This is a genomic window from Endomicrobiales bacterium, from assembly GCA_023228045.1.
GTDB lineage: Bacteria > Elusimicrobiota > Endomicrobiia > Endomicrobiales > JALOBY01 > JALOBY01.
Map to the genome: position 1 here is coordinate 61,711 of JALOBY010000002.1, position 25,575 is coordinate 87,285.

The following is a 25,575-nucleotide window of genomic DNA, read 5'->3' on the forward strand; positions in this document are numbered from 1 at the left end:
ATGCAATTTAAAAACATACTTGTTACCGGCGGGGCTGGTTTTATTGGCTCAAACTTTATCAACTATGTTTTAAGTGTCAATTCTAAAATAAAAATTGTTAATTTAGATAAACTTACATACGCAGGCAATCTTGAAAATTTAAGAAATGTTGAAAAAAATCCGCGTTATAAATTTGTTAAAGGCGATATTTGCAACACAAACATGGTTAATAAACTTGTAAAAAATTGTGATGCAATCATTAATTTTGCGGCAGAAACACATGTTGACAAATCAATTCTTGAGGCAGGAAGCTTCCTAAATACCGATGTTTTTGGCACATACACCCTGTTAGAAGCCGCAAAGAAACATAAAATAAAAAAATATATTCAAATATCCACCGACGAAGTTTACGGCAGCATTGAACGCGGTTCATTTACCGAAAGCAGCCCTCTTTTGCCAAATAGCCCCTATTCATCCGCAAAAGCGTCAGGAGACCTGCTATCAAGGTCTTATTTTACAACCTTCGGCCTTCCCGTAATTGTTACGCGCGCCTCAAACAATTTCGGGCCTTATCAATACCCTGAAAAATTAATACCGTTATTTGTTACAAATACAATTGAAAACAAACCGCTGCCACTTTATGGTGATGGGAAAAATGTTCGCGACTGGCTCTTCGTGCAAGATCATTGCTCGGCTGTTTATACTGTTCTGCAAAAAGGCGTTCCCGGCCAGATTTACAACATTGGCGGTGGAAATGAAGTTACAAACATTCAAATTACAAAAGAAATATTAAATATGCTCGACAGACCTCAAAGCCTTATTAAACCCATAAAAGATCGCCCCGGACATGACAGACGATACTCTGTTAACTGCTCCAAAATAAAAAAAGAGCTCGGGTGGAAACCTCAGGCAAACTTTAAACAGGCACTCAAAGAAACCATTGAATGGTATGTTGCAAATAAGCATTGGTGGGAAAAACTAAAAAATAAAAGCTTCAATGCATATTACAAAAAACAGTATAAAAATAAATGAAAATAATTATAACCGGTGTAACCGGTCTACTTGGCAACCAACTTGCTAAAACACTTATAAATAATCATAGCGTTATTGGTATATCCAAAAGTAACATCTCTCCAATTTGCAAAACAATTAATGTAGATATAACTGATGCGATAGCAACTTATAATGCTATTACAAAAGAAAATCCAGACATTGTAATTCATTGTGCTGCGCTATCAAATGTTGATGAGTGCGAAAGAAACCCGCAAGAGGCATATAAAATAAATGCGCTTGGAACAAGAAACATTGCCGTAAGCTGCCAGCGCTTTGACACTAAACTGCTTTATATCTCAACTGATTATGTTTTCACAAGCCAAAATACAATTTCAGGTGGCTTTAATGAATTTGACACAACAAATCCATGCAACATTTACGCGAAATCAAAACTTGCCGGTGAAAACTATGTAAAAGAACTACTTAATAAATTTTGGATTGTTCGTACCTCTTGGCTTTTTGGCAACGGCAAGGCAAACTTTGTAACTCAATTTTTATCAAATATAAAAGATGGCAAGCCCTATAAAGCCGCAACCGATATGATAAGCAGTCCAACATCCGTATGCGAACTTTCAGAAGCTATATCCATCCTTATAAAAACTGATCTTTTTGGCACTTATCATTTATCTAATTCTGGTTTTGCGTCTCGTTATGAAATTGCGCTATATTTGGCAAAACTGTTTAAAGTGTCTGAAAATAAAATAACAAAAACTACCTTAAAAGAGCTTTCACTCCCGGCGAAGCGCCCAAACTTTTCAGGGTTAAATAATCTTGTATGGGCGTTAGAGGGCTTTAATAAATTATCAGCATGGCAAGATGCCATTGAAAATTTTGTATTTGAAAATGGGGTAAATAAATGAGAAATATATGTGTTGTAGGCACTGGTTATGTAGGCCTTGTAACCGGAGCATGTCTTAGCGAACTTGGGCATAAAGTAACCTGCGTTGATAAAGACAAAATCAAAATAGCACTTCTTAAAAAAAATAAAATTCCAATTTATGAACCGGGTCTTTTAGAACTTGTGGTAAAAAATTCAAAAACAAAAAGATTGTCATTTACGACATCGTTAAAAGATGCCATAAAAAAATCTGAAATAATATTTATAGCTGTTGGCACGCCACCAAACCCCGACGGATCAGCGGACCTTTCTTTTGTTGAGTCAGTTGCAAAAGAAATAGCTTTAAATATGAAAAGCTACAAGCTTATTGTAGATAAATCAACAGTGCCTGTAGAAACAGGCGACTGGGTTGAGCATACAATCAAACGCCTTCTAAAAAAGAATATTCCTTTTGATGTTGCATCAAACCCGGAGTTTTTGCGTGAAGGTTCGGCTGTTTATGACACATTTAACCCGGATAGAATTGTAATTGGCGTAAAATCTAAGAAAGCAGAGCAGTTGTTCCGGGAAATATACTCACCACTTAAAGCAAATATATTAGTAACAGATATAAAAAGCGCGGAGATAATAAAACATGCGTCAAATTCATTCCTTGCAATGAAAATTTCGTTTATTAATGCCATTGCAAACATCTGTGACAAGGTTGGGGCCGATGTTTCAAAGGTGGCTCAGGGCATGGGGATGGATAGAAGAATCGGAAAAGCATTTTTAAATGCAGGCATTGGCTTTGGTGGTTTTTGTTTTCCAAAAGATATTGAAGCTTTTTTGTGGATCTCTAAAAAAGTTGGGGTTGAATTTAAACTGCTAAAAGAAGTAAAAGAAATAAACGAGAAACAAAAAGAACTAATTGTAAAAAAAGTGGAAGAAGTGCTTTGGATACTTAAAGGTAAAACAATAGGCGTATTAGGGCTTGCTTTTAAACCAAATACCGATGATATGCGTTTTGCCCCATCAATAGACATTGTAAATATGCTCAAAGCGCATGGAGCAAAAATACAGGCATTTGACCCGGCGGCAATGCCCAAGGCAAAAGAATTTTTAAATGGAATAAAGTTTTGTAAAAATGCGTATGAAACGGCTAAAGGTGCAGATTGTTTGCTAATTGTTACCGAGTGGCAGGAGTTTAGCGAACTAGATCTGAATAAAATAAAAAAATTGCTCAAACACCCTATAATTATTGACGGCAGAAATATATATGAACCTGCTATAATGAAAAAGTTGGGATTCACTTACAAGAGCATTGGGAGACCATAATATGAAAATTGTTATTACCGGCGGGGCCGGTTTTATTGGCTCACATTTATGTGATTATTTTATCGCTAAGGGTCACTTTGTAACCGCGATAGATAACCTAATAACCGGAAGTTTAGAAAACATTGAGCATCTTTTTGGAAATGATAAATTCAATTTTTTAAAGTATGATGTCACCAATTACCTGAGTGTTTCAGGCAAGGTTGATGCTATACTTCATTTTGCCTCACCTGCAAGCCCAATAGATTATCTGACACATCCGATTCCAACACTAAAAGTTGGTGCTCTTGGCACACACAAGGCACTTGGCTTGGCAAAAGATAAAAAAGCAATTTTTATGATTGCCTCAACCAGTGAAGTTTATGGCGATCCGCTTGTAAACCCGCAAAATGAAAGTTACTGGGGCAATGTTAACCCTGTAGGCCCTCGCAGTGTATATGATGAAGCAAAGCGCTTTGCAGAGGCAATGACCATGGCATATCACACCTATCATAAAATGCCTGTCAGAATTTTAAGAATATTTAACACCTATGGACCAAGAATGCGCGCTCGAGACGGCAGAGCTGTGCCTGAGTTCATTAACCAGGCGTTAAGAAATAAACCCTTAAATGTATTTGGTAAAGGCACTCAAACCCGTTCTTTTGGTTATATATCAGATTTGGTAGATGGTATTTACAAGCTTTTATTATCTAACCACAACCAACCAGTAAACATTGGAAATCCGTCGGAAATTACACTTAATGAACTTGCAAAAACAATTATAAAACTTACAAACAGCAAATCAAAAATTCTTTATAAACCATTACCGATTGACGATCCAAAAGTGCGCCGACCAGATATAAGCAAAGCAAAAAAAATACTAAAATGGGAGCCAAAAGTTGCCCTAAAAGATGGACTTAGAGAAACAATCAGCTACTTTAAAACAAAATTATGAAAACAACTATTAAGCAGGTTCAGACAAAACAAGACTTTAAAACTTTCTTAGATTTTCAAAAAGAAATCTATAAAGAAGACAAATTCTGGGTACCAATGCTATCTGAAGACCTTGAATTCACACTTGAAAAAAGCCCTTTTTGGGAGCATTCAAAAAAAGCCCTATTTCTTGCTTATGATGAAAAAAATAAGGTGGTTGGCAGGATTGCGGCTATAATTGACAGCAATTTTGTTTCGTTTCAAAGTCAAAATACAGGTTTTTTTGGTTTTTTTGAGTGTATTAACGATCAATCAGTTGCCAAAGCACTTATTGACTGTTCAAAAGAGTGGCTTAGAAAAAATGGCATGACAAAAATGCTCGGTCCAACAAACCCATCAACCAATGATGAATGTGGTTTTTTGTTTGAAGGTTATGGCTCAATGCCACGCATAATGATGCCATACAATCCATCCTATTACCATACACTAATGGAAAATTGTGGGCTTAGCAAAGCAAAAGATCTATTTGCCTTTGAAATGAATGTAAATAATGCGCCTGTTGAGCGATTAGAAAGAGTTGTTGAAATTGCAAACAAAAAAACCCCGGGCATAACTGTAAAAAAACTTAACCCTAAAAATTTTAAAGCAGAAATAGATAAAGCTATAGAAATTTATAACTCTGCATGGGAAAAAAACTGGGGTTTTGTACCATGGACAACAAAAGAGTTTCAAACAATAGCTGGGCGTATGAAACCGCTTTTTTTGCCAGACACCACATTGATTGCGGAAATTAACAACAAAGCCATTGGAATGCTTATTGCAGTACCCGACTATAACTTTGTATTGCATAAAATGAATGGCAAAATGTTTCCTTTTGGTTTCATTAAGTTTTTATACTATAAAACCAAAATCAAAGATCTGCGTTTGATGATAATGGGAATTAAAAAGGAGTTCAGGCAAAGGGGAATAGAAGCAATAATGTACCTGGAAGCATTAAAAAATGCTCGTTTGCTCGGTTTTCAAAAGTGCGAGTTCTCATGGGTACTTGAAGACAATGTTATGACAACCCGAGCCGCTGAAATGATGGGTGGAAAGCTTTACAAAAAATATAGAGTATATGAAACAAATATTTAACCCAAATCTAGCATCCTATTGCAAAATCTGGGTTTACTAATGGAGGAAAGTAAAATGGCCACAAAAAAAGCATCTGCAAAAAAGACCACAGCAACAGAACTCAGTAGTCGCAAAACTTTGGCAGAAAAAAAATTAGTTGTTGAGCCAAAAGGTATTAGTGGGGCATATGTTGTAATTGATTTTCCTATTGAGTCAGAATTAATTTGCGCAAACCACTATGCCCTCAGAATTGGTTCTTCAAGCCATGGTTATGCCGAAGTTTCGCTAAATAATGGAAAGTGGCTGCCAACAAGAAAGAGTGCCGGTTACTGGTGGTTCGACCTATTTAACTTAAGCACTGGTCAGCACACAATTACTGCCCGTTTATGCGACAAATCCGGCTCAACAATTGCTAAATCAATAACCAGGAACTTTACAGCTAAATAAGTCTTTTTAAACAAAAACTAAAATAATAACTTCTACGGCTTAATTTTGATTACAGGATCTTTTAATTATGGGTTCACGAAGAAATTCTAGAGAAACGGCCTTACAGCTACTTTACTTATGCGACACCTGTTCGCTTGACCCCAAAGAGGCAATAACGATAATAAGTAACAGACCAGGGTGTGAGTTAGACCACTTCGGCAGAGATCTTTTTGAGGGAACTTCAGAAAAAAAAGAGTACATTGACCAACTCATAAGCTCTGCCGCGGAAAACTGGGAAATGAGTAGAATGGCAACTATAGACCGCAACATTCTACGCCTTGCGACATTTGAAATTACTACAACTGTTGAAACACCAATAAATGTTATCATCAACGAAGCGGTTGAAATAGCAAAAACCTTTTCAACAGCCGACTCAAGCAAGTTTGTTAACGGCATTTTAGATAAACTTAAAACCACAAGGCCGAAACACTCACAAGTAAAAAATGAAGTTAAATGACTCCAAAACCTATCAGGAAGCCAATGCTATTCGCCAAGAAATTCGCAGGCATGACTATCTTTACTATACATTAGATAATCCTGAGATATCAGATTACGACTATGATATGCTTTTTAAGCGCTTAGAAAACATTGAAGCGCGCTACCCAAACCTCATAACGCCCGACTCACCAACACAGCGCATATCCGCAACACCCTCAGAAAGTTTTAAACAAATCAAACACTCCATGCCAATGCTTTCGCTTGAAAATGTTTACAATGAAAATGAATTACGCGAGTGGGAAAACCGCGTAATAAAAGGGTTAAATGAAAGCTTTGAATTAGTTGTTGAGCTAAAAATAGACGGAGTCGGCCTTGCGCTTACCTATGTAAATAAAGTTCTAACTATTGGTGCCACAAGAGGCGATGGACAAACTGGCGAAGATATAACTTTAAACGCAAAAACCATACGATGTCTGCCGCTAAGAATTCTAGCAGAAAATACTCCAAATATTTTTGAAGTGCGGGGCGAAGTGTACATAAGCAAAGATAACTTCAATAATTTAAACAATCAAATGATTGATGATGCTAATGAGCCATTTGCAAACCCGCGCAATGCCGCCGCTGGCTCTTTACGGCAAAAAGACCCTCAAATTACATCTAAACGCCCATTAAAGTTTTTTGCTCACTCCTACGGGAAAACAGAACCAGAACTAAATCTAAAAACCCACTGGGATTTTTTACAATACTGCAAAGAATGTGGCCTTAAATACAGCGATCACGCAATAGTATGCAATAACATGGAAGAAATAATTACCCACTATAAACACATTGAAGCACTGCGTGACAAATTACCGTACGAAATTGACGGCATAGTCATTAAAGTTAACTCAATATTGCAGCAAAAAAAACTCGGACAAACCGCAAGAAGCCCTCGTTGGGCAATTGCCTTTAAATTTCCTGCAAGGCGAACTACAACAAAAATAACAAATATCCGCGTGCAAGTTAGCAGAACCGGCATACTAACACCGGTGGCCGACCTCAAAGCAGTTGAACTTTCAGGTGTTATTGTCTCACACGCAACACTGCATAACTTTGACGAAATTGCGCGCCTCGGAGCAAAAATTGGGGATACTGTGCTCATTGAACGAGCAGGCGATGTAATACCCAAAATACTGCAAGTTATAATAGAACAAAGAAACGGCAGTGAAAAAGATTTTGCAATTCCGAAAAATTGCCCTGTTTGCAATAGCGAAGTTTCAAAATCAAAAGAAAATGATGTTGCATATAGATGCCAAAACCCATCATGCCCACAAACGCTTGAAAGAGGGCTTACTCACTTTGCATCGCGCGATGCTATGGATATAGACGGGCTTGGAGAAGCCGCTGTACATCAAATGGTTGAAAAAAAAGTAATAGGCAATTTTGCCGATATTTATAAATTAACTAAAGAATCTCTCTTAACACTTGAGTTGTTTAAAGACAAGAAATCTCTAAATCTTTTAAAAGCAATAGAACAAACAAAAACAAGGCCTTTAAGCTGTTTGCTCTTTGCACTTGGCATAAGGCATGTAGGGCAAAAAGCGGCAAAAGTTCTTGCAGAACACTTTAAAACAATGGACAAATTGATGAATGCCTCTATAGACGAGTTAACCCAAATAGATGAAGTTGGCCCTGTTATGGCGCAAACAATTGCGGAGTACTTTGCGCAAAAAAGTGTTAAAAAATTAATTACACAATTAAAAAATTGCTCTTTAAATATGTCCGAACCAGATAATGAGATTATAAAATCTGAAATGTTCAAAAAAAGCTTTGTTTTCACAGGAGAGCTTTCAAAATACTCAAGAACACAAGCAGAGGAAGTTGTGCTAAAAAGAGGTGGTAAAGTATCCTCATCAATTAGCGCAAAAACATCATACCTTGTAATAGGCGCAAACCCAGGTTCAAAATTTAATAAAGCTCAAAAGTTAGGCGTTAAAATAATTTCTGAGAGTGAGTTTGAAAAACTACTATGAAAAGCAATGTTTATTTTTTAGACTGGAAAAATATTAGTGATTTTTCAGATTGGAGCGAATCAATAAATGCGTTTTCACAAGTTAAAAGCCGTGATTATGCTGCCATTAAAATTCATTTTGGTGAAGAGGGTAATAAAGGATTCATAAAACCTGAGTTTGCAAGGGCCATAGCAAAAAAAATAAAAGCAAAAGATGCCTTCCCGTTTCTCAGCGACGCAAACACAATTTATGTTGGAGAGCGCGCCGATGCATATCACCACCTAACTGTTGCGGCAAAACATGGCTTTACAATTGAAAAATGCTCTTGCCCAATAATTATCGCAGATGGCCTTAGGGGAAACTCGGGTGTTGATGTTGAAGTTAATCTAAAACACTTTAAATCCGTAAGTATTGCGAACGCAATATATTACAGTGATTTTATTTTACTTATGTCTCACTTTAAAGGCCATGAGGTCTCGGGCTTTGGCGGGGCTCTAAAAAATGCTGGTATGGGTTGTGCCACAAGAGCGGGCAAATACTCAATGCACGATAAATTAAAACCTAAAATAAATGGCTCTGCCTGTATAAAATGCGGTGCATGCATTAAGTGGTGTTCGGCTGGGGCGCTTAGCATTAAAGATGACATGATATTACTTAATGAGAACAAATGTGTCGGCTGTGGTGAGTGCATACTTACTTGCTCAAGAAAAGTTTTTAGAATACCTTGGGATGAGCACGCATCAGCCACGCAAGAAAAGTTTGTTGAATACGCAAGCGGCACCTTAAAAAATAAAAATTATTTTTGTTTTAACTTCTTAAATTTCATAACAAAACACTGCGACTGCTTTAAAAGCGATGGGTCTCCATTACTGAGAGATATTGGCGTACTTGCAAGCAATGACCCTGTTGCATTAGATCAGGCAAGCGTTGATATGGCAAATGAAATATACGGCGGTGATTTTTGCAAAAGCATACATCCGGCAATTGATGCGAATGTCCAGCTTGAATATGCCGAGAAAATCGGGCTTGGTACAAGAGATTATCAACTATGCAAATAACACACATTCTTAAATCTAAAAAACCATATTTTGAGATTGAAATTAATAATGGCGAAAAAAAAATTAAAACAACTTTAGATGTCATTTCCTTGCTTAATTTAAACAAAGGCAAGCAAATATCAGCTAGTGAACTGAAAATAATTGAAAAAGAAGCAAACATAAGTTTAGCCAAACTCTTAGCCATTAAAACTGTTTCAAAAAAACAAGTAAGCGAGCATGAACTAACACAAAAATTAAGCAATGCGAATATAAATGAAAGGGAACTTTCAAAAATTAAAAGTCGCTTAAAAGAACTAGGGTTTTTAAACGATAGCCAATACGCAAAAGAAGCCTATGCACTCTTGTTGGAAAAAGGGAAAGGCCCAGAATTTATTGACAATTATCTTAGCCAAAAAGGAATAGACACCGAAATAATTAAAAACGCAAAACAAAATACTATTTTAAATGATAACCAGCAAATTAAACAAATAAAAACGCTAATTAAAAAGAAATTTAATTTTAGCAAGTATGATTTTGCCAAACTTCTCGCATTTTTCTTAAGAAAAGGTTTTAGTGAAGATTTAATTATAAAAGCCCTGAAAGAATTGGGCATTACTGGAGATGAAAATTATGCAGATCAAACAAGCACTTATTAGTGTTTACGACAAAACTGGTGTTTTAGAATTTGCAAAAAGTCTTTCGGAAATGGGAGTAAAAATAATTTCCAGCGGCGGCACAGCAAAAACGCTTAAAAATGGCGGCGTAGATTGTGTAGAAATTTCAGAAGTAACCGGTTTTCCTGAAATACTTGATGGGCGTGTTAAAACATTAAACCCAAAAATTCATGGCGGCATACTTGCAAAACGCTCCGATGCAAAACACCTTCAAGAATTGAAAAAACACGGCATAGAAGGTATAGACATTGTTGTTGTAAATTTATATCCGTTTGAAGACACCTGCGCAAAATATTATAAAGAAAACTCAAAAGAAATCACATCGGAAATTATTGAAAACATAGATATTGGCGGCGTAGCATTGCTTAGAGCGGCGGCAAAAAACTTTAATGATGTTATAGTAGTTTGTGAAAATGCCGACTTTGCCCAAGTGCTTGAAGTTATTAAAAGTGGCAACATTGAAACAGCGTTCAAAGCAAAACTTGCCGCAAAAGCATTTCGCCACACCGCATATTATGACTCACTTATCTCAAACTACTTTACCAATGAAAAATTTACTGAAAAAACCACAATACCGCTTAAGCTTATTTCCGGCCTGCGCTATGGTGAAAACCCACATCAAAGCGCCTCGCTGTACAAACTTGCATGCGCCGATACATCAAAAGCGGTAGCAAGTGCGATACAACTGCAAGGCAAAGAACTTTCATATAATAATTACTTGGATATGGACTCAGCATGGAAGCTAACAAACGAATTTAGCGAGCCAACCTGCGCAATTATAAAGCATAATAACCCATGCGGCTGTGCAAGCGCAAAAGATGCATATAACGCCTACCTTGCGGCTTATGAATGCGACAAAACAAGTGCCTTCGGCGGAATACTTGCCTTTAATGTTCCTGTAGACCAACAAACAGCAATTGAAACATCAAAAATATTTACCGAGTGTATTATTGCTCCGGTTTTCTCAGACAAAGCAATAGAAATTTTTGCCAAAAAGAAAAATCTAAGAATTTTAACACTGCCATTACCCGATAAAAAAACACCCGCCCTTGAGTTTAGGCAAATTTCAGGTGGTATGCTCGTTCAAGATATGGATACACTTGTAAGCAACGAGCTTAAGTGCGTAACAACCCGCCAACCAAATGCAAATGAATTAGAGGCTCTAAAGTTTGCCTGGCTGGTATGCAAAAATGTTAAATCAAACACCATTGTGCTGAGTCGTGGAAAAAGAACTCTTGGCATTGGGGCCGGACAGATGAGCAGAATTGATTCGCTAAACATCGCAGCCGCAAAAATGAAAGCCGTTAAGTGCGAACTTAACGAAAGCACTTTTCCGCTTGTAATGGCATCAGATGCTTTTTTCCCGTTTCCAGATGTGGTAGAAATGGCGGCAAAAATTGGGGTTAAAGCAATTATCCACCCAGGCGGCTCTATAAAAGATGCTGACTCTATTGAAGCAGCAAACAAACATGGCATAGCAATGGTACTAACAGGCACAAGGCACTTTAGACATTAATAACAAAACTCTCTTAAAACGCCTCAAAATAACGCAATTAAGCACACGAAAAACTAACAATGTCTACGAATAAAGAATTAGCAAAAATATTTTTAGGAATATCTGAGCTTTTGGCGCTTGATGGCGAAAGTATTTTTAAAATTCGTGCATACGAGCACGCGGCACAATTGTTAGACACTTTAACGCTTAGTGTGCAAGAGCTTGCGGCAAATGGCAGACTTTTAGAACTTCCCGGAATTGGCAAAAGCATAGCAGAAAAAATAACCGAATACCTTTCAAGCGGCAAAATTGAGTTCTACGACGAACTAAAAACCCGCTTCCCTGACAGTATTTTAGAGATAATGGCATTAGAGGGCGTAGGCCCAAAAAGAGCAATTTTGCTGAAAGATGGGCTGGGTATAACCACATTAGAACAGCTTAAAAGCGCTGCAGAGCAAAATAAAATAAGTACGCTTGATGGTTTTGGACAAAAGAGCCAGCAAAACATACTGCAAAGCATTGCAAACCACAAAAAATACTCAGGACGCACATTACTCTCCTATGCGCTTGAAAATGCCGAAAACCTCCTATCAATAATTAAGCAAAATCCAAAAGTTTTAGAAATATCCATCGCCGGCTCTTTACGCAGATACAAGGAAACCATAGGCGATATAGATATTCTTTGTTCCGTAAAAATCGGTTCTGAAGAAGAAATAATAAATCTATTTACAAACCTACCAGAGGTTCAGACCGTAATTGTCAAAGGCACAAAAAAAACATCAGTAAAACTTGTAAGCGACATACAAGTAGATTTGCGCGTTGTACCACAAACTTCCTTTGCTACCGCTCTTCAATATTTTACAGGTTCAAAAGAACACAATGTTGTTTTACGCGAAAGAGCAAACAAACTCGGACTTACACTAAATGAATATGGACTCTATAAACTCACTGATAAAAACACACCATTACCTTGTGCCAGCGAAAAAGATATTTACAAGACGCTTAAAATGCAGTATATTCCGCCGCCATTGCGCGAAAACCGCGGAGAAATAGAATCCGCATTAGAAAATAAACTTCCACAACTACTCAAGCTTACCGATATTCTTGGCGACACACACGCACACACAACTTACAGCGATGGGGAAAGTACAATAGAGGAAATAGCACAAAAAGCCCAAAAACTAGATTATCAATGGATAGTGCTTGCAGATCACTCAATATCGCTAAAAGTTGCAAACGGCTTAGACATAAAGAAACTTGAAAGAAAAATTGATGAGATAAAAGAGTTTAACCGAGGAAATTCAAAAGTAAAAGTTCTTTGCGGCAGTGAAGTTGATATTCTCTCAGATGGTACATTAGACTACCCCAATGAAGTATTAAAAAAGTTGGACTTTGTAGTTGCGGCAATTCATACAGGTTTTAAACAAAGCTCAGAACAAATAACTAATAGAATAATTTCAGCTATAAAAAACCCTTTCGTGCACTGCATTGCCCATCCCACAGGCCGTTTAATCAATAAACGCGAACCATACGCGTTAGATATTGAAAAAGTTATTAATGAAGCACATACAAACAAAAAAATGTTAGAAATAAACTGCTACCCCGACCGTTTAGACCTTTGTGACATACACTCAAAACGCGCAAAAGAAGTTGGGGTAATGCTTGCCCTTGGTTCCGACTCACATAGCGCTGATGAGCTAACCAATATGAGTTATGGTGTTTATACAGCACAACGAGGGTGGATTTCTAAAGACAATGTCATAAACTCAAAAACATACAGCGAACTTTTGGAGTACTTAAATGGTTGTTGAAGTTAAACTTCCCAAAAAACGAATAAATCTTGCAGAACTTCAGAATATAAAAGCCCTGCTTAGCAAGAATTCTTTGCACACAGTATGCCAAAGCGCGTTATGCCCAAACATTGGAGAATGTTTCAAGCGCAAAACTGCAAGTTTTTTAATAGCTGGTAATTCCTGTACAAGAAACTGTTCGTTCTGCGCAATAGACAACAATAAACCAAATGCATTAGATGAAAAGGAACCACAAAAAATAGCAGACACCCTAAAAGAGTTGAACTTAAATTTTGTCGTAATAACATCCGTCACAAGAGACGATTTGCCCGACGGCGGGGCACAACACTTTATAAACACAATTACAGCCATAAAAAAAACTCTGCCAGAGTGCAAAGTGGAAGTTCTTGTCCCTGATTTTAAGGGTGATATCAATGCAATAAAAACCGTCTGCAATGCAAACCCTGATGTTTTTGCGCATAATATAGAAACTGTAGAACGCCTATACCCTCATTTGCGCTCAATGGCAAATTATAAGCGTTCCTTAAAAGTTTTACAAACTGCAAAAGAACTTGGTTGTTTAGTTAAATCGGGCATAATGCTTGGGCTTGGGGAAACTGCTAAGGAAGTGTTAACCACATTAACAGACCTAAAAAATGCAGGATGTGAAATTGTAACAATCGGCCAATACTACCCGCCACAAAAAACAAGTTACCCTGTAAAAGAAAAAATATCCGATGAACAATTCGTACACTATAAAGATATGGCACTTCAAATTGGTTTTAAATCATGCGCAAGCGGCACATTTGTCAGAAGCTCTTATTTTGCGGAAACAAGTTACAAAATTGCTACTAACCCTAAGTAATTTATGCAATAAATTATTATACACCTCAACTGCTATAAAAGAATTAAAAAATAAAACATTCAAGTAATTTTGTATAATATAAACAATATATTCCTAAACAAAATATGTTGTTTTTAGCTTAATTGCATTTAGCTACTAAATACTAAAAAATATATAAATAGAATAGCAACAAGGGAAACTAAAAAAATGAAAACAGATGAAATTAGAAAAAAATACCTGGATTACTTTGTAAAAAAAGGCGCAACCATTGTAAAGTCCGACTCAATTATTCCAACGGGCGATAACAGCTTGCTTTTTACATCGGCTGGTATGGTACAGTTTAAAAAACATTTTCTTGGGCAAAGTAAAGACAAATTTACAAGCGCAATCTCGTGCCAAAAATGCTTTAGAACCTCTGATATAGAAAATGTCGGCAACACAAACCGCCACCTTACTTTTTTTGAAATGCTCGGTAATTTCTCATTTGGCGATTACTTCAAAAAAGAAGCAATAAGCTGGGCATGGCACTTTCTTACCAGTGAAATGGGCATACCACAAGAAATTCTTTTTCCCACAATTTATAAAGATGATAATGAAGCGGCAGAAATTTGGAAGAGTGTTGCCCCAAACGCAACAATTACAAAAATGGGTGAAGATACAAATTTCTGGAATATGGGGCCCACAGGGCCGTGCGGTCCATGTTCAGAAATTTTAATTGACTTAGGCCCGGAAATGGGTTGCGGCAAGCCGACATGTGGCCCGGCATGCGACTGCAACCGCTATCTTGAAGTGTGGAACCTGGTTTTCACACAGTTTGACCGCCAAGCAGACGGCTCACTAAAAAATCTGCCAAAGAAAAATATAGACACAGGAATGGGGCTTGAACGGCTTTGCGCCTTAGTTAATGGCAAAAAAAATGTATTTGAAACCGATCTTTTTCTGCCCCTGATAGAAAAACTCAGGGAACTTACAAATACCGAAATAAATAAGAAAACATTGCCCAAACTGCGTATGATGGCAGACCACGCAAGAGCAGTTGTGCTATTGATTTGCGATGGGGTACTACCGTCAAATGAAGGTCGCGGATATGTATTGCGCAGAATACTGCGCCGTGCTGTGCGCCAGGGTCGTCTATTTGGAATTAACGAGCCATTTCTTTACAAAATGGTTGATACAGTTTTCTCACTTATGGGCAACGCATACCCTGAACTTAACGAACGAAAGGAAAACATTGCAACCATTGTCAAAATGGAAGAAGAAAAGTTTTTTACAACTCTGGATTCTGGAATAAAAATATTAGACGAGGCAATAAAGAAGTACAAAACAAAAAAAATCAATACGCTTGATGGCGCAGAAGTATTTCGCCTATACGACACTTATGGCTTTCCGCTTGAACTAACCAAAGAAATTGCCGATGAAAACGATCTTTTAATTGACGAAATAGCTTTTTTAACCGCACAAAAGAATGCTCAGGAAATGTCTCGCGCGGCATGGAGCGGCTCGGGTGAAAAAGATACAACATTTTACTCTTCAATAAACAAAGAACTCGGAGACAGCGAATTTGTTGGTTACGACCAAAACGAAATTTCCAACGCAAAAATTCTGAAAATTATTAAAGATGGAAAAGTTGTTTCTATATTGCAACAAGGCGAAAGTGCGGAAGTAGTTTTAGATAAAACTCCTTTTTACGCTGAAAGCGGCGGCCAGGCAGGTGACAGCGGTGAAATTTCGTCAAAAGATTTTATATTGCAAGTTACAAACACAATAAAACCGACAGGCGGCCTTATTGTGCACAAAGTGCTCTCAATTAAGGGTTCTGCTTCAGCATTATCTATTGTAAATGTAAAAATAAATGAGAAGTTACGCATTGATACTTCTCGCCATCACACGGCAACTCACTTATTGCATAAAGCTTTGCGTAGCGTGCTTGGCACCCATGTAACACAGGCCGGCTCGCTTGTTACTCCTGAGAGTTTGCGTTTTGACTTTGCGCATTTTTCGGCATTAAAACCACAGGAATTAAAATTTGTAGAAGACATTGCAAACGAAGCAGTTTTAGCGGCCTTACCTGTTACCTGTACGCAACAAAGCATTGCGGAGGCAAGAAAAGCAGGCGCAATGGCACTTTTTGGCGAAAAATATGGCGAAACCGTGCGAATGGTTAGTGTTGGCAAATCAGTGCAAAATGCTTTCTCCATTGAGCTTTGCGGCGGAACTCATGTAAAAAACACAGGTGAAATCGGACTTATCAAAATAACCTCCGAATACTCTGTTTCGTCCGGAACAAGAAGAATTGAAGCAATTGCAGGCACTGCAACACTTGAGTATTTACGCCGTAAAGATAGCACTATAGAAAGTGTTTCAGCTCTTTTAAAAACCCCTGCTGAGCAATTAACTCAGAAGGTAGAAAAAATACTTACACAAACTAAAGACCTTGAAAAACAAGTTTCAAAACTGAAAGCTCAAATAGCATCTGGGTCAGGCAGTAGCGACACTTCAAAAATAGTTGAAGCCAGAGGAATAAAAATTGTCGCATGCAGTTACGAAGATTTAGACGATCAATCGTTGCGTATGGCACTTGAAAAGTTAAAAGAAAAAATAACGGATGGTGTTGCGATTGCACTTAATGTTACCGAAGGTAAAGTTGGCTTTATGGTACTTGCCACAAAAGCGGCTCAAGATGGTGGTTTTAGCGCGGGAAAAGTTGCTAAAAATATTTCTGCTATACTTGGCGGTGCAGGCGGGGGCAAACCCGACTTTGCTCAAGGCGGAGGAAAAGATACTTCAAAAATTTCAGAGGTGTTAAACAAACTTGCGGAGACAATACAATGAGCAAATACTTGGCATTATCTTTTATCGGAAAAGACCGCCCGGGAATCGTTGCGGCAGTTTCAAAAGCGCTTTTTGATGCGGGATGTAATTTAGAAGAATCATCAATGACAAAATTACGAAATGAATTTGCCATGATTTTAATAGTTCGTCTTGGCACCTCTAACTCATTTTTGGCACTCAAAAAAACAATTGAGGCAACTGCAAAAAAAAATGCTTTATCAGTTTTAGTGCGTGACATCTCAAAAGAACCAGTTAATACAAAAACTCAAAAAGGCAAGAAATATATCATAACCGTTTATGGCGCCGACAAACCCGGCATTGTTTATGCCACAAGCGCGTACTTAGCAAAAAACAAGTTCAACATTACAGATGTACAAACAACCCTTAGTGCTAAGGCGTATGTTATGTTTATAGAAATTTTACTTCCAGTTGCAAAAGAGAAAAAAATGCTTGCCGATATTCCTAAAGTGGCAAAAAAGCTTGGGGTAACCATAAGTGCACATCAGGCAGAAGAACCAGAACTTTAATGCGCATATTTATGCAAAAAATATTAACAATTCCTGACCCTATACTTAAAACTCCGTCTATTGCGATAAATGAGTTTACGCAACAAACATACAAAGTTATTGACAAATTAGCGCAAACCATGCGGGCAAACACTGGTTGCGTTGGCATTGCGGCTCCGCAAATTGGCGAGCTCACAAGAATTATTGTTGTAGATGTTTCACTATATCGCAAAAGCGTTCCAAACCGCGGTTTTAGCGTTTTAGTTAACCCAAAAATTATAAAATCAGAGGGCAGGCGTTTTGGCAGAGAGGGGTGTTTAAGCGTACCGGAACTAACTGGAAATGTTTGGCGCTCCGATAAAATTGAAGTTGAAGCGCATGATGAAAACAATAAAAAAATCAGCTTTACCGCACAGGGTTTTGAAGCGGTAGTTTTTCAGCATGAAATAGACCATTTAGATGGCCTGCTTTTCTTAGATAGGGTTGCTTCGGTTAAAACTGATATTTTTAGAAGAAAAAATATTGTAATAAATCACAATTAACTGGTCATTGAAAATAAATTGTTTTAGCGTTGTTATGTCTTACTGTTGTCATTCCAAATGAAAGGAATCAGCCCGAGGCTGACCCCGCCAAAGGCGGGGAAATCAATAAATGCGCCCGTAGTTCAATTGGATAGAGCACTGGCCTCCGAACACGATTTTACCTCGACGATATAATCGATCTATTGACGGAAATGCTTACATAGCGTTTGCCAGGGTTTTATAGTGTTTTACATTAAAGTGGTCACAAATCGGTCACAAGTTAATGAGCGAACCAGGCTTGACAAGTACAGCTAAATCCCATATAATAGACACAAATCCCATATAATGGACACTTATGAAAAAGAATATACTCTTCTTTACCAACCATCAAAAGGTTCTCGCCTTTCTGCTCTCGCATCCTTCCGAGCAGTTTTATGACCGTCAGATAGCTAACCTGGCTAAGATGAGTCGTTCGGGAACGAATCGCGCGCTTATAGAGCTTGCGAAGGTTGGTCTCATTGAAAAGAGTAATCGGGGCAGAATGAATTACTATAGCGTCAATGCTGGATCCGCCTTAATTAAACAATTGAAAACCGTGTTAACGCTTTCAGAATTGGATAATTTAATAGAAGATATCAAACCCTATGCCAGGCAAATTATCCTATTTGGAAGCGCTGCTAAAGGTGAAAACAGGAAAGAAAGCGATTATGACTTGTTCGTCTTAACCAGCGAGAAGGATAAGGTTAATGAGATACTGTTAAAGAGCGGTATGCGTGAAAACATTCAGCCAATAATAGTGACACCGAACGATTGGATAAAAACAAAAAAGACAAATGCGGTATTTTATAAGGAAGTACTTAGCGGAAACATCCTATGGGAAAAGCAGTAAATTTAGACTTCCAAGCAGGCCTTGAACGAAAAAGAATAGTTCATTTTCCAGATGCTGTTAAGCTGGTGAAAGATGAACTCGCTGCTTCCTTGCAGGATTTGGATGAAGCAGTTGACCGTTTCAAGAACAAAAAATACAAGTACGCCACTATAACCGCATACTATGCAATGTTTCATTAACCGCATACTATGCAATGTTTCATTGTGCCCGGGCTTTAATCTATTCGGCAGGGTACAGGGAGAAAAGTCACTATTATCTACTGGTTGCATTGCGCGCGCTATTCGTAGGGCCTAAAATGCTTGATGAAAAACTAATAGTGGAATTCCATGAAGCCATGGCACTTAGAGAGGGAGCTGATTATCATTCTGAGTTTTCCAAAGAAGGCGCAGAATCTGTAATAGAATCAGCTCGTGAAATGCTAAAGAAATCGAAGAACATTTTACATAAAGATATTTGAATTCCAAAGTAAAGAATGGGTGCTTCCCGAGCCAACATACGAAGAAGCAGGAAGAGGATGTGCAAAAAGGTCAAGAAAGATGGGTCGGAGAAAAACTTTCCACAAACCAGCAAAAGATATTAAAATTAATTGCCCATGAAGAATAAGTACCACTCCTTTGTTTTTTAGTGCCTAACAAGCATTTAAGTGCCTTCCTTTTCATTCAGATGTATCTTGCCTTTGATATTATTTATATATGCATCTATAAGTATGGTAAGGGTATATTATAGTAAGCAATAATAAATATTACTTGTATTTGACATTGTCGTGTATTTTGTATACACTTATCAACAAGTGCATACAAAATATACGGAGATAAGATGTCGCCAAAAGTAAAGTCGCTTATTAAATTTATTCAACAAAAAGGCGGGGCAGCCAGGTTTTCGGCTATTCTTAAGGCTGGTTTTCATTCAGACTCAATTGCTATGCTCGTAGAAAGTGGCGAGGTGGAAAAGATTGGCAAAGGGCTTTACCAGCTTATCAGTAGTTTTCCTTCATCTCATCCAGATCTTATAACCGCATCACTTCAGGCGCCGAATGGGATAATATGCCTTATTTCAGCGCTTTCATTCCATGAAGCTACTGTTGAAATCCCAAAATATGTTAATATTGCTATTCTTCGCGGAACTCGTGCAAATAAAATCGAATATCCTCCAGTAAGATATTATATGTTCTCCAGTAAAGCATGGTCGGCTGGTATCGATACCCATGAGATAGACGGTCGTAAAATAAAAGTTTATAACCTTGCAAAAACAGTTGTTGATTGTTTTAAATTTAGGAACAAGATAGGTATAGATGTCGCAAGGGCGGCCCTTAAAACGGCTATAATTGACAAAAAAATTAGTCCTAATGATATTATGCATTTCGCAAAGATTTGCCGTGTAAACAGTATAATTCAGCCTATATTGGAAGCAATGCTATGAAAAAAGAAATAAAAAACTTACCAGCCTCTATTCGAGGTCAACTGATAAATAAAGCCAAGGAAACTAATAGACAAATCTCTGAAGTAATGCAGTATTATGCCATGGAGCGTTTTCTTTATAGATTCGGTCAATCCCAATATTCCAAAAAGTTTGTTCTAAAAGGTGCTTTAATGTTTACGGTTTGGCAGGTTCCGGACCGCAGAGCAACTCTTGACATAGATTTTTTGTCTCGACATGATAATCAGGTAGACAGCATTATTAAGGTGATAAAAGAAGTTTGCCGCGAAAAAGTAGTCAATGATGGATTGAAATTCGATCCTGAAACTGTCGTAGGGCATAAAATAAGGGAGAATGCCGATTATTCCGGAGTAAGAGTTAAATTTATTGTTTTTCTAGAGCGTTCCAGAATATCCATGCAAATAGATGTAGGTTTTGGTGATATTGTTTATCCAAAACCAGTAAACATAGATTATCCGGCATTATTGGATCTACCCGCTCCTCACCTCAAAGGGTATACTACTGAAAGCGTTATTGGTGAAAAATTTGAAGCTATGGTTAAACTTGACCTGCTAAATAGTCGAATGAAAGATTTCTATGATATTTGGATTATGATCCGCCAGTTCAATTTTAAGGGCCAAGTATTGGCTGAAGCGCTGAGAGCTACTTTTACTCATCGCAAAACAACCATGCCTGCGCATAAACCTATATTTGCAGAACAAATATATGATAATAATTCTGATAGGCAAATACTATGGGAAACATTTATAAATAAGTCGGGTATTAAGCATGTACCGGAAAAACTGTCTGCTATAGCTAAAGAAATTGAGGATTTTCTTATTCAGCCCTTGGACGCAATAAATAAAGGCCAAGAGTTTGATAAATCATGGAAGGCTCCAGGGCCATGGCATAAGTAGCTCATGAGCTATCCATTATGTTTGCCGCAAAACTATAGGACATTATTGGACATTGCCTTAGGACATTTTGCTGCAAATATGGGGCAAAACAATAGATAAGTGTTTGAGAATACGACGTAATCTATAGTTTGACGCAATCCGATGGGCCGGAACTTGTACATAACTCCTTTGCGATTTTATGACAAAATCGAAAAATAATTCCGCCCAAAGCAGAACAAAAGAACTTTCTCAGAAAACTTGATTCAATGAACATTAATGCTTATACATTATTTTCAACAGAAGAAAGTTTAATGAGTTCATTATCAAATAGATAATTTATATTGCATATCTAACAAATCAATCCAGCTGACGCCGCTCTGCGGCGCAGCTGATTTCGGATGTTAGACAAAGGAAAGTACAATGAATATATTAAGTATTATTGTCGCAACTGTTAAAATTATTATCATCCCCATCACCATCGTTATTGTTGGGATATTAATATCAAATAGACTAGAAAACAAAAATAACTGGTCTGTAAAATGGAGTGAAGATTTCTTTCAGCTATTTCATGATTTCAATGTTGCTGTAGAAGATTTAATATATTGTCTGTTTAGCCTTTCCGAGATTACTAAGGAAAGGCAACTATCACAACAAGAAGTAAAAGACTTTAATGAAAAAATCAATAAAATAAGCTCTGACATCACTAGAAAAGAATTTGGCATGCGTACACAGCTTTGTTTTGCACCATCGCTAAATAATCGGGGAATGACAACAAAAGAAAATATGACCGAACAACTTATTTCAACACAAAAAGAAAAATTCAATTTTGATGCCCCAAGTGGACAAATACGGATTGCCTACTTCATTTTGATCCATCGCTTTCCCGAACAGTTTAAAAGACTTTTTAAAGCCATTTACCACCCAGAAAATTACTATTTAATCCATTTAGACAAAAAAAATAGCTTAGAAATTTATGACGACATTCAAAATTTTCTAGCGAATTTTTTAAACGCATATATGCTAGAGAGTGAGAATGTAGTTTGGGGCGGATATAGTATGGTTCAAGCTGAATTAAGTGGCATCAAATACCTTTTAGATATCAATGCTGAATGGGATTTTTTTATCAACCTTAGCGGACAAGATTTTCCGCTTAAATCCCAAGATTTTATTCGTGATTTTCTTGGTAAAAACAAGGGGAATAATTTTATCAAAATTGCAAATCAGGCTATGGATAGACCAGAAACCATGAACCGCATTGAAAATTATTTTGTAGAAACAGACACTGGGTTTTCGGGAGTTCCTTACAAAAGGGCGTATCTTAAAGATGTTATTTCCTACATTGGAGGACAATGGAAGATTTTGACAAGGGAATGTTGTGAATTCATTTGTAATAGTGGTGAGGTGAAAAAGTTTGAGGATTACTATCTTCATACGTTAATACCAGATGAATCGTTCTTTCAGACAGTGATGATGAATACCTCATTTAACGGAAAAATAATAAATGATGACAAAAGAGCTATCATTTGGATACCAGATATAGGCATTAAACTTCGCTCGAAAACCCTTACGGAGAGTGATACTAAATCTTTAATCGCAAGTGGAAAAATCAAACTACGCCCAAAAACTCTTACAAAAGACGACATTGATTTTCTTCTATTAAGCGACAATTTGTTTGCTCGAAAATTTGATGACAATATTGACGCAAACATTTTAGACATTGTAGAAACAAATTTTGATTTGCCTTTAACTTCTGTTAAAATAAGCAATGTAGTGATAGTGAACTAATAATTGGAGGAAAGGGAACCTTTTTCTCGAATCTTTTTGCCTAATCAGTCGCTGAAGTGCTGGAAAATAGGGGCAGAAACTTATTAAAAGCCTAACAAATCGTTCAAGACCTTTTGGGTAGATTGAAGGAAGAGCGGGAAACTAATAATCCGCTTGTGTTTTGTGATGATAATGGTTTAACATATAGCAGACACATGAAGCCTAACGAATATTCTCAGTTCATTTATGCTTGGCACAAGGCAGTAAAACAATCTGGTTTGAAGGATTTTAGGTTTCACGATCTAAGGCATACTTTTATGACCTGGGATAGGGAAAAAGGCGCTGATTTGATAATACTCAAAGAATTGGCAAGGCATAAAACAATAGATATGGTATTGAGATATGCACATGTGGGAGAGACTTCCAAGAAGAATGCTGTTGAACGTTTGTGTTCAAAACAAACGGGAACAATCGGACACACGAAAAAAAATGGTCACAAAATGGTCACAAACGCAGAAAAAAAGAGTATAATTATAAATCCTGATATCGTGAATATGCATGTAAATTCAAGCAATATGCGCCCGTAGTTCAATTGGATAGAGCACTGGCCTCCGAAGCCAGTCGTCCCGGTTCAACTCCGGGCGGGCGCACCAATCTTTGCAAAACAAATCTTTCAAACCCTATGTCTATTCTAATCTCTCGTTTAAAATCGTGTAATATATGTCCAAGAAACTGTAAAGTTAACCGCCTTGAAGGTAAAACCGGATATTGCAAAACCGGGCTTGATTTTAGCGTAGCAAGCTATAATGTGCACCATGGTGAAGAGCCGCCAATTTCTGGCACAAATGGTTCTGGAGCAATATTTTTTGCAAACTGTAATCTTTCCTGTGTTTTCTGCCAAAACTACCCAATAAGCCAGCTTGGCAATGGAAAACCTTGCAATATAAAAAAACTCACAGAAATTATGCTTGAGTTAGAGCAAAAAGGCGTGCATAATATAAATTTGGTAACACCCACACACATTAGCGCGCAAATTGCCATAGCAATTAAAAAAGCAAAGCTGCAAGGCCTTAAAATTCCAGTTGTCTATAATACAAACGGCTATGACAGTGTTGAAACACTCAAAGCACTTGACGGCCTTATAGATATTTATTTACCTGACGCAAAATATTCAAAAAACACAAACTCAAAAAAATACTCAAACGCAAACAACTACTGGCAAATAAACAAAAAAGCCCTTACTGAAATGCACCGTCAAGTTGGGAAACTTAAAATAAACAAAAATGGCATTGCAACAAAAGGGTTAATTATCCGCCACCTGCTTCTACCTAAAAATATATCCGGCACAAAAGAAGTTATACGCTTTATTGCAAATAAAATTTCTAAAGATACATTTGTAAGTTTTATGGCGCAATATCACCCTGCATATAATGCTTTTAAGTACAAAGAATTAAACAGAAAAATAACTACAAAAGAGTATTCTTCAGCCACACAAGCTTTAGAGGAGTTTGGCATAACAAACGGCTGGGTACAGGAACTTTAATGAAACTACTTAAAAATAAAACCAATATTTTGCCATATCAGCTATTACTCCTATTTTTATTTCTATTTACGCTCAGCTGCAGCAAAAGCCCTATAGCACAAACTGCAAAAATACAACAAAATAATCAGTCGGCTATTGCTGTATTAAACAACAACTACCTTTCAACAGCTTTGGAACTAATTAACTCGGCAAAACAAAGTGTGCTGATTTCTCAGCTTTATTACAAAAACGACAATGCTACAACACAAATAACCAACGCACTCAAAACAGCCCTTAAAAGAAATGTTTTGGTAAGTGTTTTGCTTGAAAACTCAATTGATGAAAATGAGTTTATGGCTAAAGAGTTAAACAAACTTGGCATAAAAACAACATTAGATTCAAACGAAACTTATAACCACATAAAACTTATTATTTCCGACAGCAAAACAGCACTACTTGGCTCAACTAATTTATCATACATGTCGCTTGAGGAAAATAACGAAACCAATCTGCTTATTGTTGACACTGCTACAGCTATCTCTCTGCAAAAATTTGTAATCAGCGGTACAGACCCGCAGCCCTTCGTGCTAATAAAAGAAAACTATGTGAATTCATTAATTGAGAAATTAAACAATGCCAAAAACGAAGTATCAATTTTAATGTACGATTTCAGAGTTTACGATAAATACCCAAACAGTCCATCAAACGAAATTGCGCATAGTATAATTGAAACGGCAAAGCGCGGAATTACCGTAAAAATAATTCTTGAAAAAAGTGATTTTGATGAGCAACTTAATTGGGCAAACCAAAACACCGCCGAATACTTTGCTAAAAATGGGGTAATTGTAAAGTTTGAAAGCCCCTATCAAATTTCACATGCCAAATTGGCAATAATAGACAATGGCGCATTTGTCGGCTCAGCAAATTGGAACTACAAAAGTTTAGCCCTAAACACAGAGGCAAATATTTTCACAACAAACCCTCAAACAATAAACAAATTTAAAAATTACTTTGAAAATATCTGGGGAAACTCCAAAGGTTTTAATGATTAAAAATTGGGCTATTTAAGTATTCTAAACCCGCGATTAACTATATAAAATAACAGATTTATTTTTAAAGACCGATCTTTCAACTTAAAAATCTTTGTGCATTGGGTCACAATCAAGGTGAGGTATGGTAATAACAATAAAATGCCCTAACAAAGACTGCTCTACTAACGGAAATGCTACTCAGAAATTCGTTGTCCGTATTCAAAAATCAAGGAAGTA

At 37.1% G+C, this 25,575-nt stretch carries 25 protein-coding genes and 1 tRNA gene; all 26 read left to right on the top strand.

The window, feature by feature from the left end:
* Entirely contained in the window at positions 1-1,011 is a 1,011-nt protein-coding gene (rfbB, locus tag M0Q46_00865; protein MCK9582164.1) for a dTDP-glucose 4,6-dehydratase, read from the top strand.
* A complete protein-coding gene (gene rfbD, locus M0Q46_00870; protein ID MCK9582165.1) occupies positions 1,008-1,892 on the top strand; it encodes a dTDP-4-dehydrorhamnose reductase in 885 nt (294 codons plus the stop codon). The genes rfbB and rfbD overlap by 4 nt, the downstream gene beginning before the upstream one ends.
* On the top strand, positions 1,889-3,184 hold the full coding sequence (locus tag M0Q46_00875) for a UDP-glucose/GDP-mannose dehydrogenase family protein (GenBank protein ID MCK9582166.1): 1,296 nt from the start codon (positions 1,889-1,891) through the stop codon (positions 3,182-3,184). The genes rfbD and M0Q46_00875 overlap by 4 nt, the downstream gene beginning before the upstream one ends.
* A 1-nt stretch (position 3,185) precedes the next feature.
* The gene (locus M0Q46_00880) at positions 3,186-4,115 is read left to right on the top strand and encodes an SDR family oxidoreductase (GenBank protein MCK9582167.1); all 930 of its coding nucleotides are present in this window, start codon (positions 3,186-3,188) and stop codon (positions 4,113-4,115) included.
* Positions 4,112-5,227: a hypothetical protein gene (locus M0Q46_00885; GenBank protein MCK9582168.1), complete on the top strand. Its 1,116-nt coding sequence runs from the start codon at positions 4,112-4,114 to the stop codon at positions 5,225-5,227. The genes M0Q46_00880 and M0Q46_00885 overlap by 4 nt, the downstream gene beginning before the upstream one ends.
* A gap of 54 nt (positions 5,228-5,281) precedes the next feature.
* Positions 5,282-5,653 (top strand): hypothetical protein, encoded by a 372-nt coding sequence (locus tag M0Q46_00890; GenBank protein ID MCK9582169.1) that lies wholly within the window; start codon positions 5,282-5,284, stop codon positions 5,651-5,653.
* Between the two features lie 67 nt (positions 5,654-5,720).
* Positions 5,721-6,149 carry a transcription antitermination factor NusB gene (gene nusB / locus M0Q46_00895; protein ID MCK9582170.1) on the top strand — a complete coding sequence of 143 codons (429 nt, stop codon included), beginning with the start codon at positions 5,721-5,723 and terminating at the stop codon, positions 6,147-6,149.
* Positions 6,136-8,142, top strand: a complete 2,007-nt coding sequence (ligA, locus tag M0Q46_00900) for an NAD-dependent DNA ligase LigA (protein ID MCK9582171.1) — start codon at positions 6,136-6,138, stop codon at positions 8,140-8,142. Before nusB ends, ligA begins: the two co-directional genes overlap by 14 nt.
* Positions 8,139-9,179, top strand: a complete 1,041-nt coding sequence (locus M0Q46_00905; protein MCK9582172.1) for a DUF362 domain-containing protein — start codon at positions 8,139-8,141, stop codon at positions 9,177-9,179. Before ligA ends, M0Q46_00905 begins: the two co-directional genes overlap by 4 nt.
* Positions 9,170-9,814 carry a RecX family transcriptional regulator gene (locus M0Q46_00910; GenBank protein ID MCK9582173.1) on the top strand — a complete coding sequence of 215 codons (645 nt, stop codon included), beginning with the start codon at positions 9,170-9,172 and terminating at the stop codon, positions 9,812-9,814. The genes M0Q46_00905 and M0Q46_00910 overlap by 10 nt, the downstream gene beginning before the upstream one ends.
* Positions 9,789-11,348, top strand: coding sequence for a bifunctional phosphoribosylaminoimidazolecarboxamide formyltransferase/IMP cyclohydrolase (gene purH, locus M0Q46_00915; GenBank protein MCK9582174.1), 1,560 nt, complete (start codon positions 9,789-9,791; stop codon positions 11,346-11,348). The genes M0Q46_00910 and purH overlap by 26 nt, the downstream gene beginning before the upstream one ends.
* Before the next feature lie 59 nt (positions 11,349-11,407).
* Positions 11,408-13,138 carry a DNA polymerase/3'-5' exonuclease PolX gene (gene polX, locus M0Q46_00920; protein MCK9582175.1) on the top strand — a complete coding sequence of 577 codons (1,731 nt, stop codon included), beginning with the start codon at positions 11,408-11,410 and terminating at the stop codon, positions 13,136-13,138.
* Positions 13,128-13,982 carry a lipoyl synthase gene (lipA, locus tag M0Q46_00925; GenBank protein ID MCK9582176.1) on the top strand — a complete coding sequence of 285 codons (855 nt, stop codon included), beginning with the start codon at positions 13,128-13,130 and terminating at the stop codon, positions 13,980-13,982. Before polX ends, lipA begins: the two co-directional genes overlap by 11 nt.
* 186 nt (positions 13,983-14,168) lie before the next feature.
* Positions 14,169-16,793 carry an alanine--tRNA ligase gene (alaS, locus tag M0Q46_00930; protein ID MCK9582177.1) on the top strand — a complete coding sequence of 875 codons (2,625 nt, stop codon included), beginning with the start codon at positions 14,169-14,171 and terminating at the stop codon, positions 16,791-16,793.
* Positions 16,790-17,320 (top strand): hypothetical protein, encoded by a 531-nt coding sequence (locus tag M0Q46_00935; protein ID MCK9582178.1) that lies wholly within the window; start codon positions 16,790-16,792, stop codon positions 17,318-17,320. Before alaS ends, M0Q46_00935 begins: the two co-directional genes overlap by 4 nt.
* A gap of 11 nt (positions 17,321-17,331) precedes the next feature.
* Positions 17,332-17,841 (top strand): peptide deformylase, encoded by a 510-nt coding sequence (gene def / locus M0Q46_00940; GenBank protein MCK9582179.1) that lies wholly within the window; start codon positions 17,332-17,334, stop codon positions 17,839-17,841.
* 334 nt (positions 17,842-18,175) lie between these two features.
* Positions 18,176-18,709 carry a nucleotidyltransferase domain-containing protein gene (locus tag M0Q46_00945; protein ID MCK9582180.1) on the top strand — a complete coding sequence of 178 codons (534 nt, stop codon included), beginning with the start codon at positions 18,176-18,178 and terminating at the stop codon, positions 18,707-18,709.
* Positions 18,694-18,888, top strand: coding sequence for a hypothetical protein (locus tag M0Q46_00950; protein MCK9582181.1), 195 nt, complete (start codon positions 18,694-18,696; stop codon positions 18,886-18,888). Before M0Q46_00945 ends, M0Q46_00950 begins: the two co-directional genes overlap by 16 nt.
* Positions 18,889-18,902: 14 nt before the next feature.
* Positions 18,903-19,166, top strand: a complete 264-nt coding sequence (locus M0Q46_00955; GenBank protein ID MCK9582182.1) for a HEPN domain-containing protein — start codon at positions 18,903-18,905, stop codon at positions 19,164-19,166.
* A 359-nt stretch (positions 19,167-19,525) separates the two neighbouring features.
* Positions 19,526-20,128: a type IV toxin-antitoxin system AbiEi family antitoxin domain-containing protein gene (locus M0Q46_00960; GenBank protein ID MCK9582183.1), complete on the top strand. Its 603-nt coding sequence runs from the start codon at positions 19,526-19,528 to the stop codon at positions 20,126-20,128.
* On the top strand, positions 20,125-21,042 hold the full coding sequence (locus M0Q46_00965) for a nucleotidyl transferase AbiEii/AbiGii toxin family protein (protein ID MCK9582184.1): 918 nt from the start codon (positions 20,125-20,127) through the stop codon (positions 21,040-21,042). The genes M0Q46_00960 and M0Q46_00965 overlap by 4 nt, the downstream gene beginning before the upstream one ends.
* Before the next feature lie 399 nt (positions 21,043-21,441).
* A complete protein-coding gene (locus M0Q46_00970) occupies positions 21,442-22,806 on the top strand; it encodes a beta-1,6-N-acetylglucosaminyltransferase (protein ID MCK9582185.1) in 1,365 nt (454 codons plus the stop codon).
* Positions 22,807-22,961: 155 nt separating this feature from the next.
* Positions 22,962-23,372, top strand: a complete 411-nt coding sequence (locus tag M0Q46_00975; GenBank protein MCK9582186.1) for a tyrosine-type recombinase/integrase — start codon at positions 22,962-22,964, stop codon at positions 23,370-23,372.
* Positions 23,363-23,438, top strand: a tRNA-Arg gene (locus M0Q46_00980). The genes M0Q46_00975 and M0Q46_00980 overlap by 10 nt, the downstream gene beginning before the upstream one ends.
* Before the next feature lie 29 nt (positions 23,439-23,467).
* The gene (locus M0Q46_00985) at positions 23,468-24,328 is read left to right on the top strand and encodes a hypothetical protein (GenBank protein ID MCK9582187.1); all 861 of its coding nucleotides are present in this window, start codon (positions 23,468-23,470) and stop codon (positions 24,326-24,328) included.
* A complete protein-coding gene (locus M0Q46_00990; protein ID MCK9582188.1) occupies positions 24,328-25,359 on the top strand; it encodes a phospholipase D-like domain-containing protein in 1,032 nt (343 codons plus the stop codon). Before M0Q46_00985 ends, M0Q46_00990 begins: the two co-directional genes overlap by 1 nt.
* The last annotated feature ends 216 nt before the right edge of the window (positions 25,360-25,575 follow it).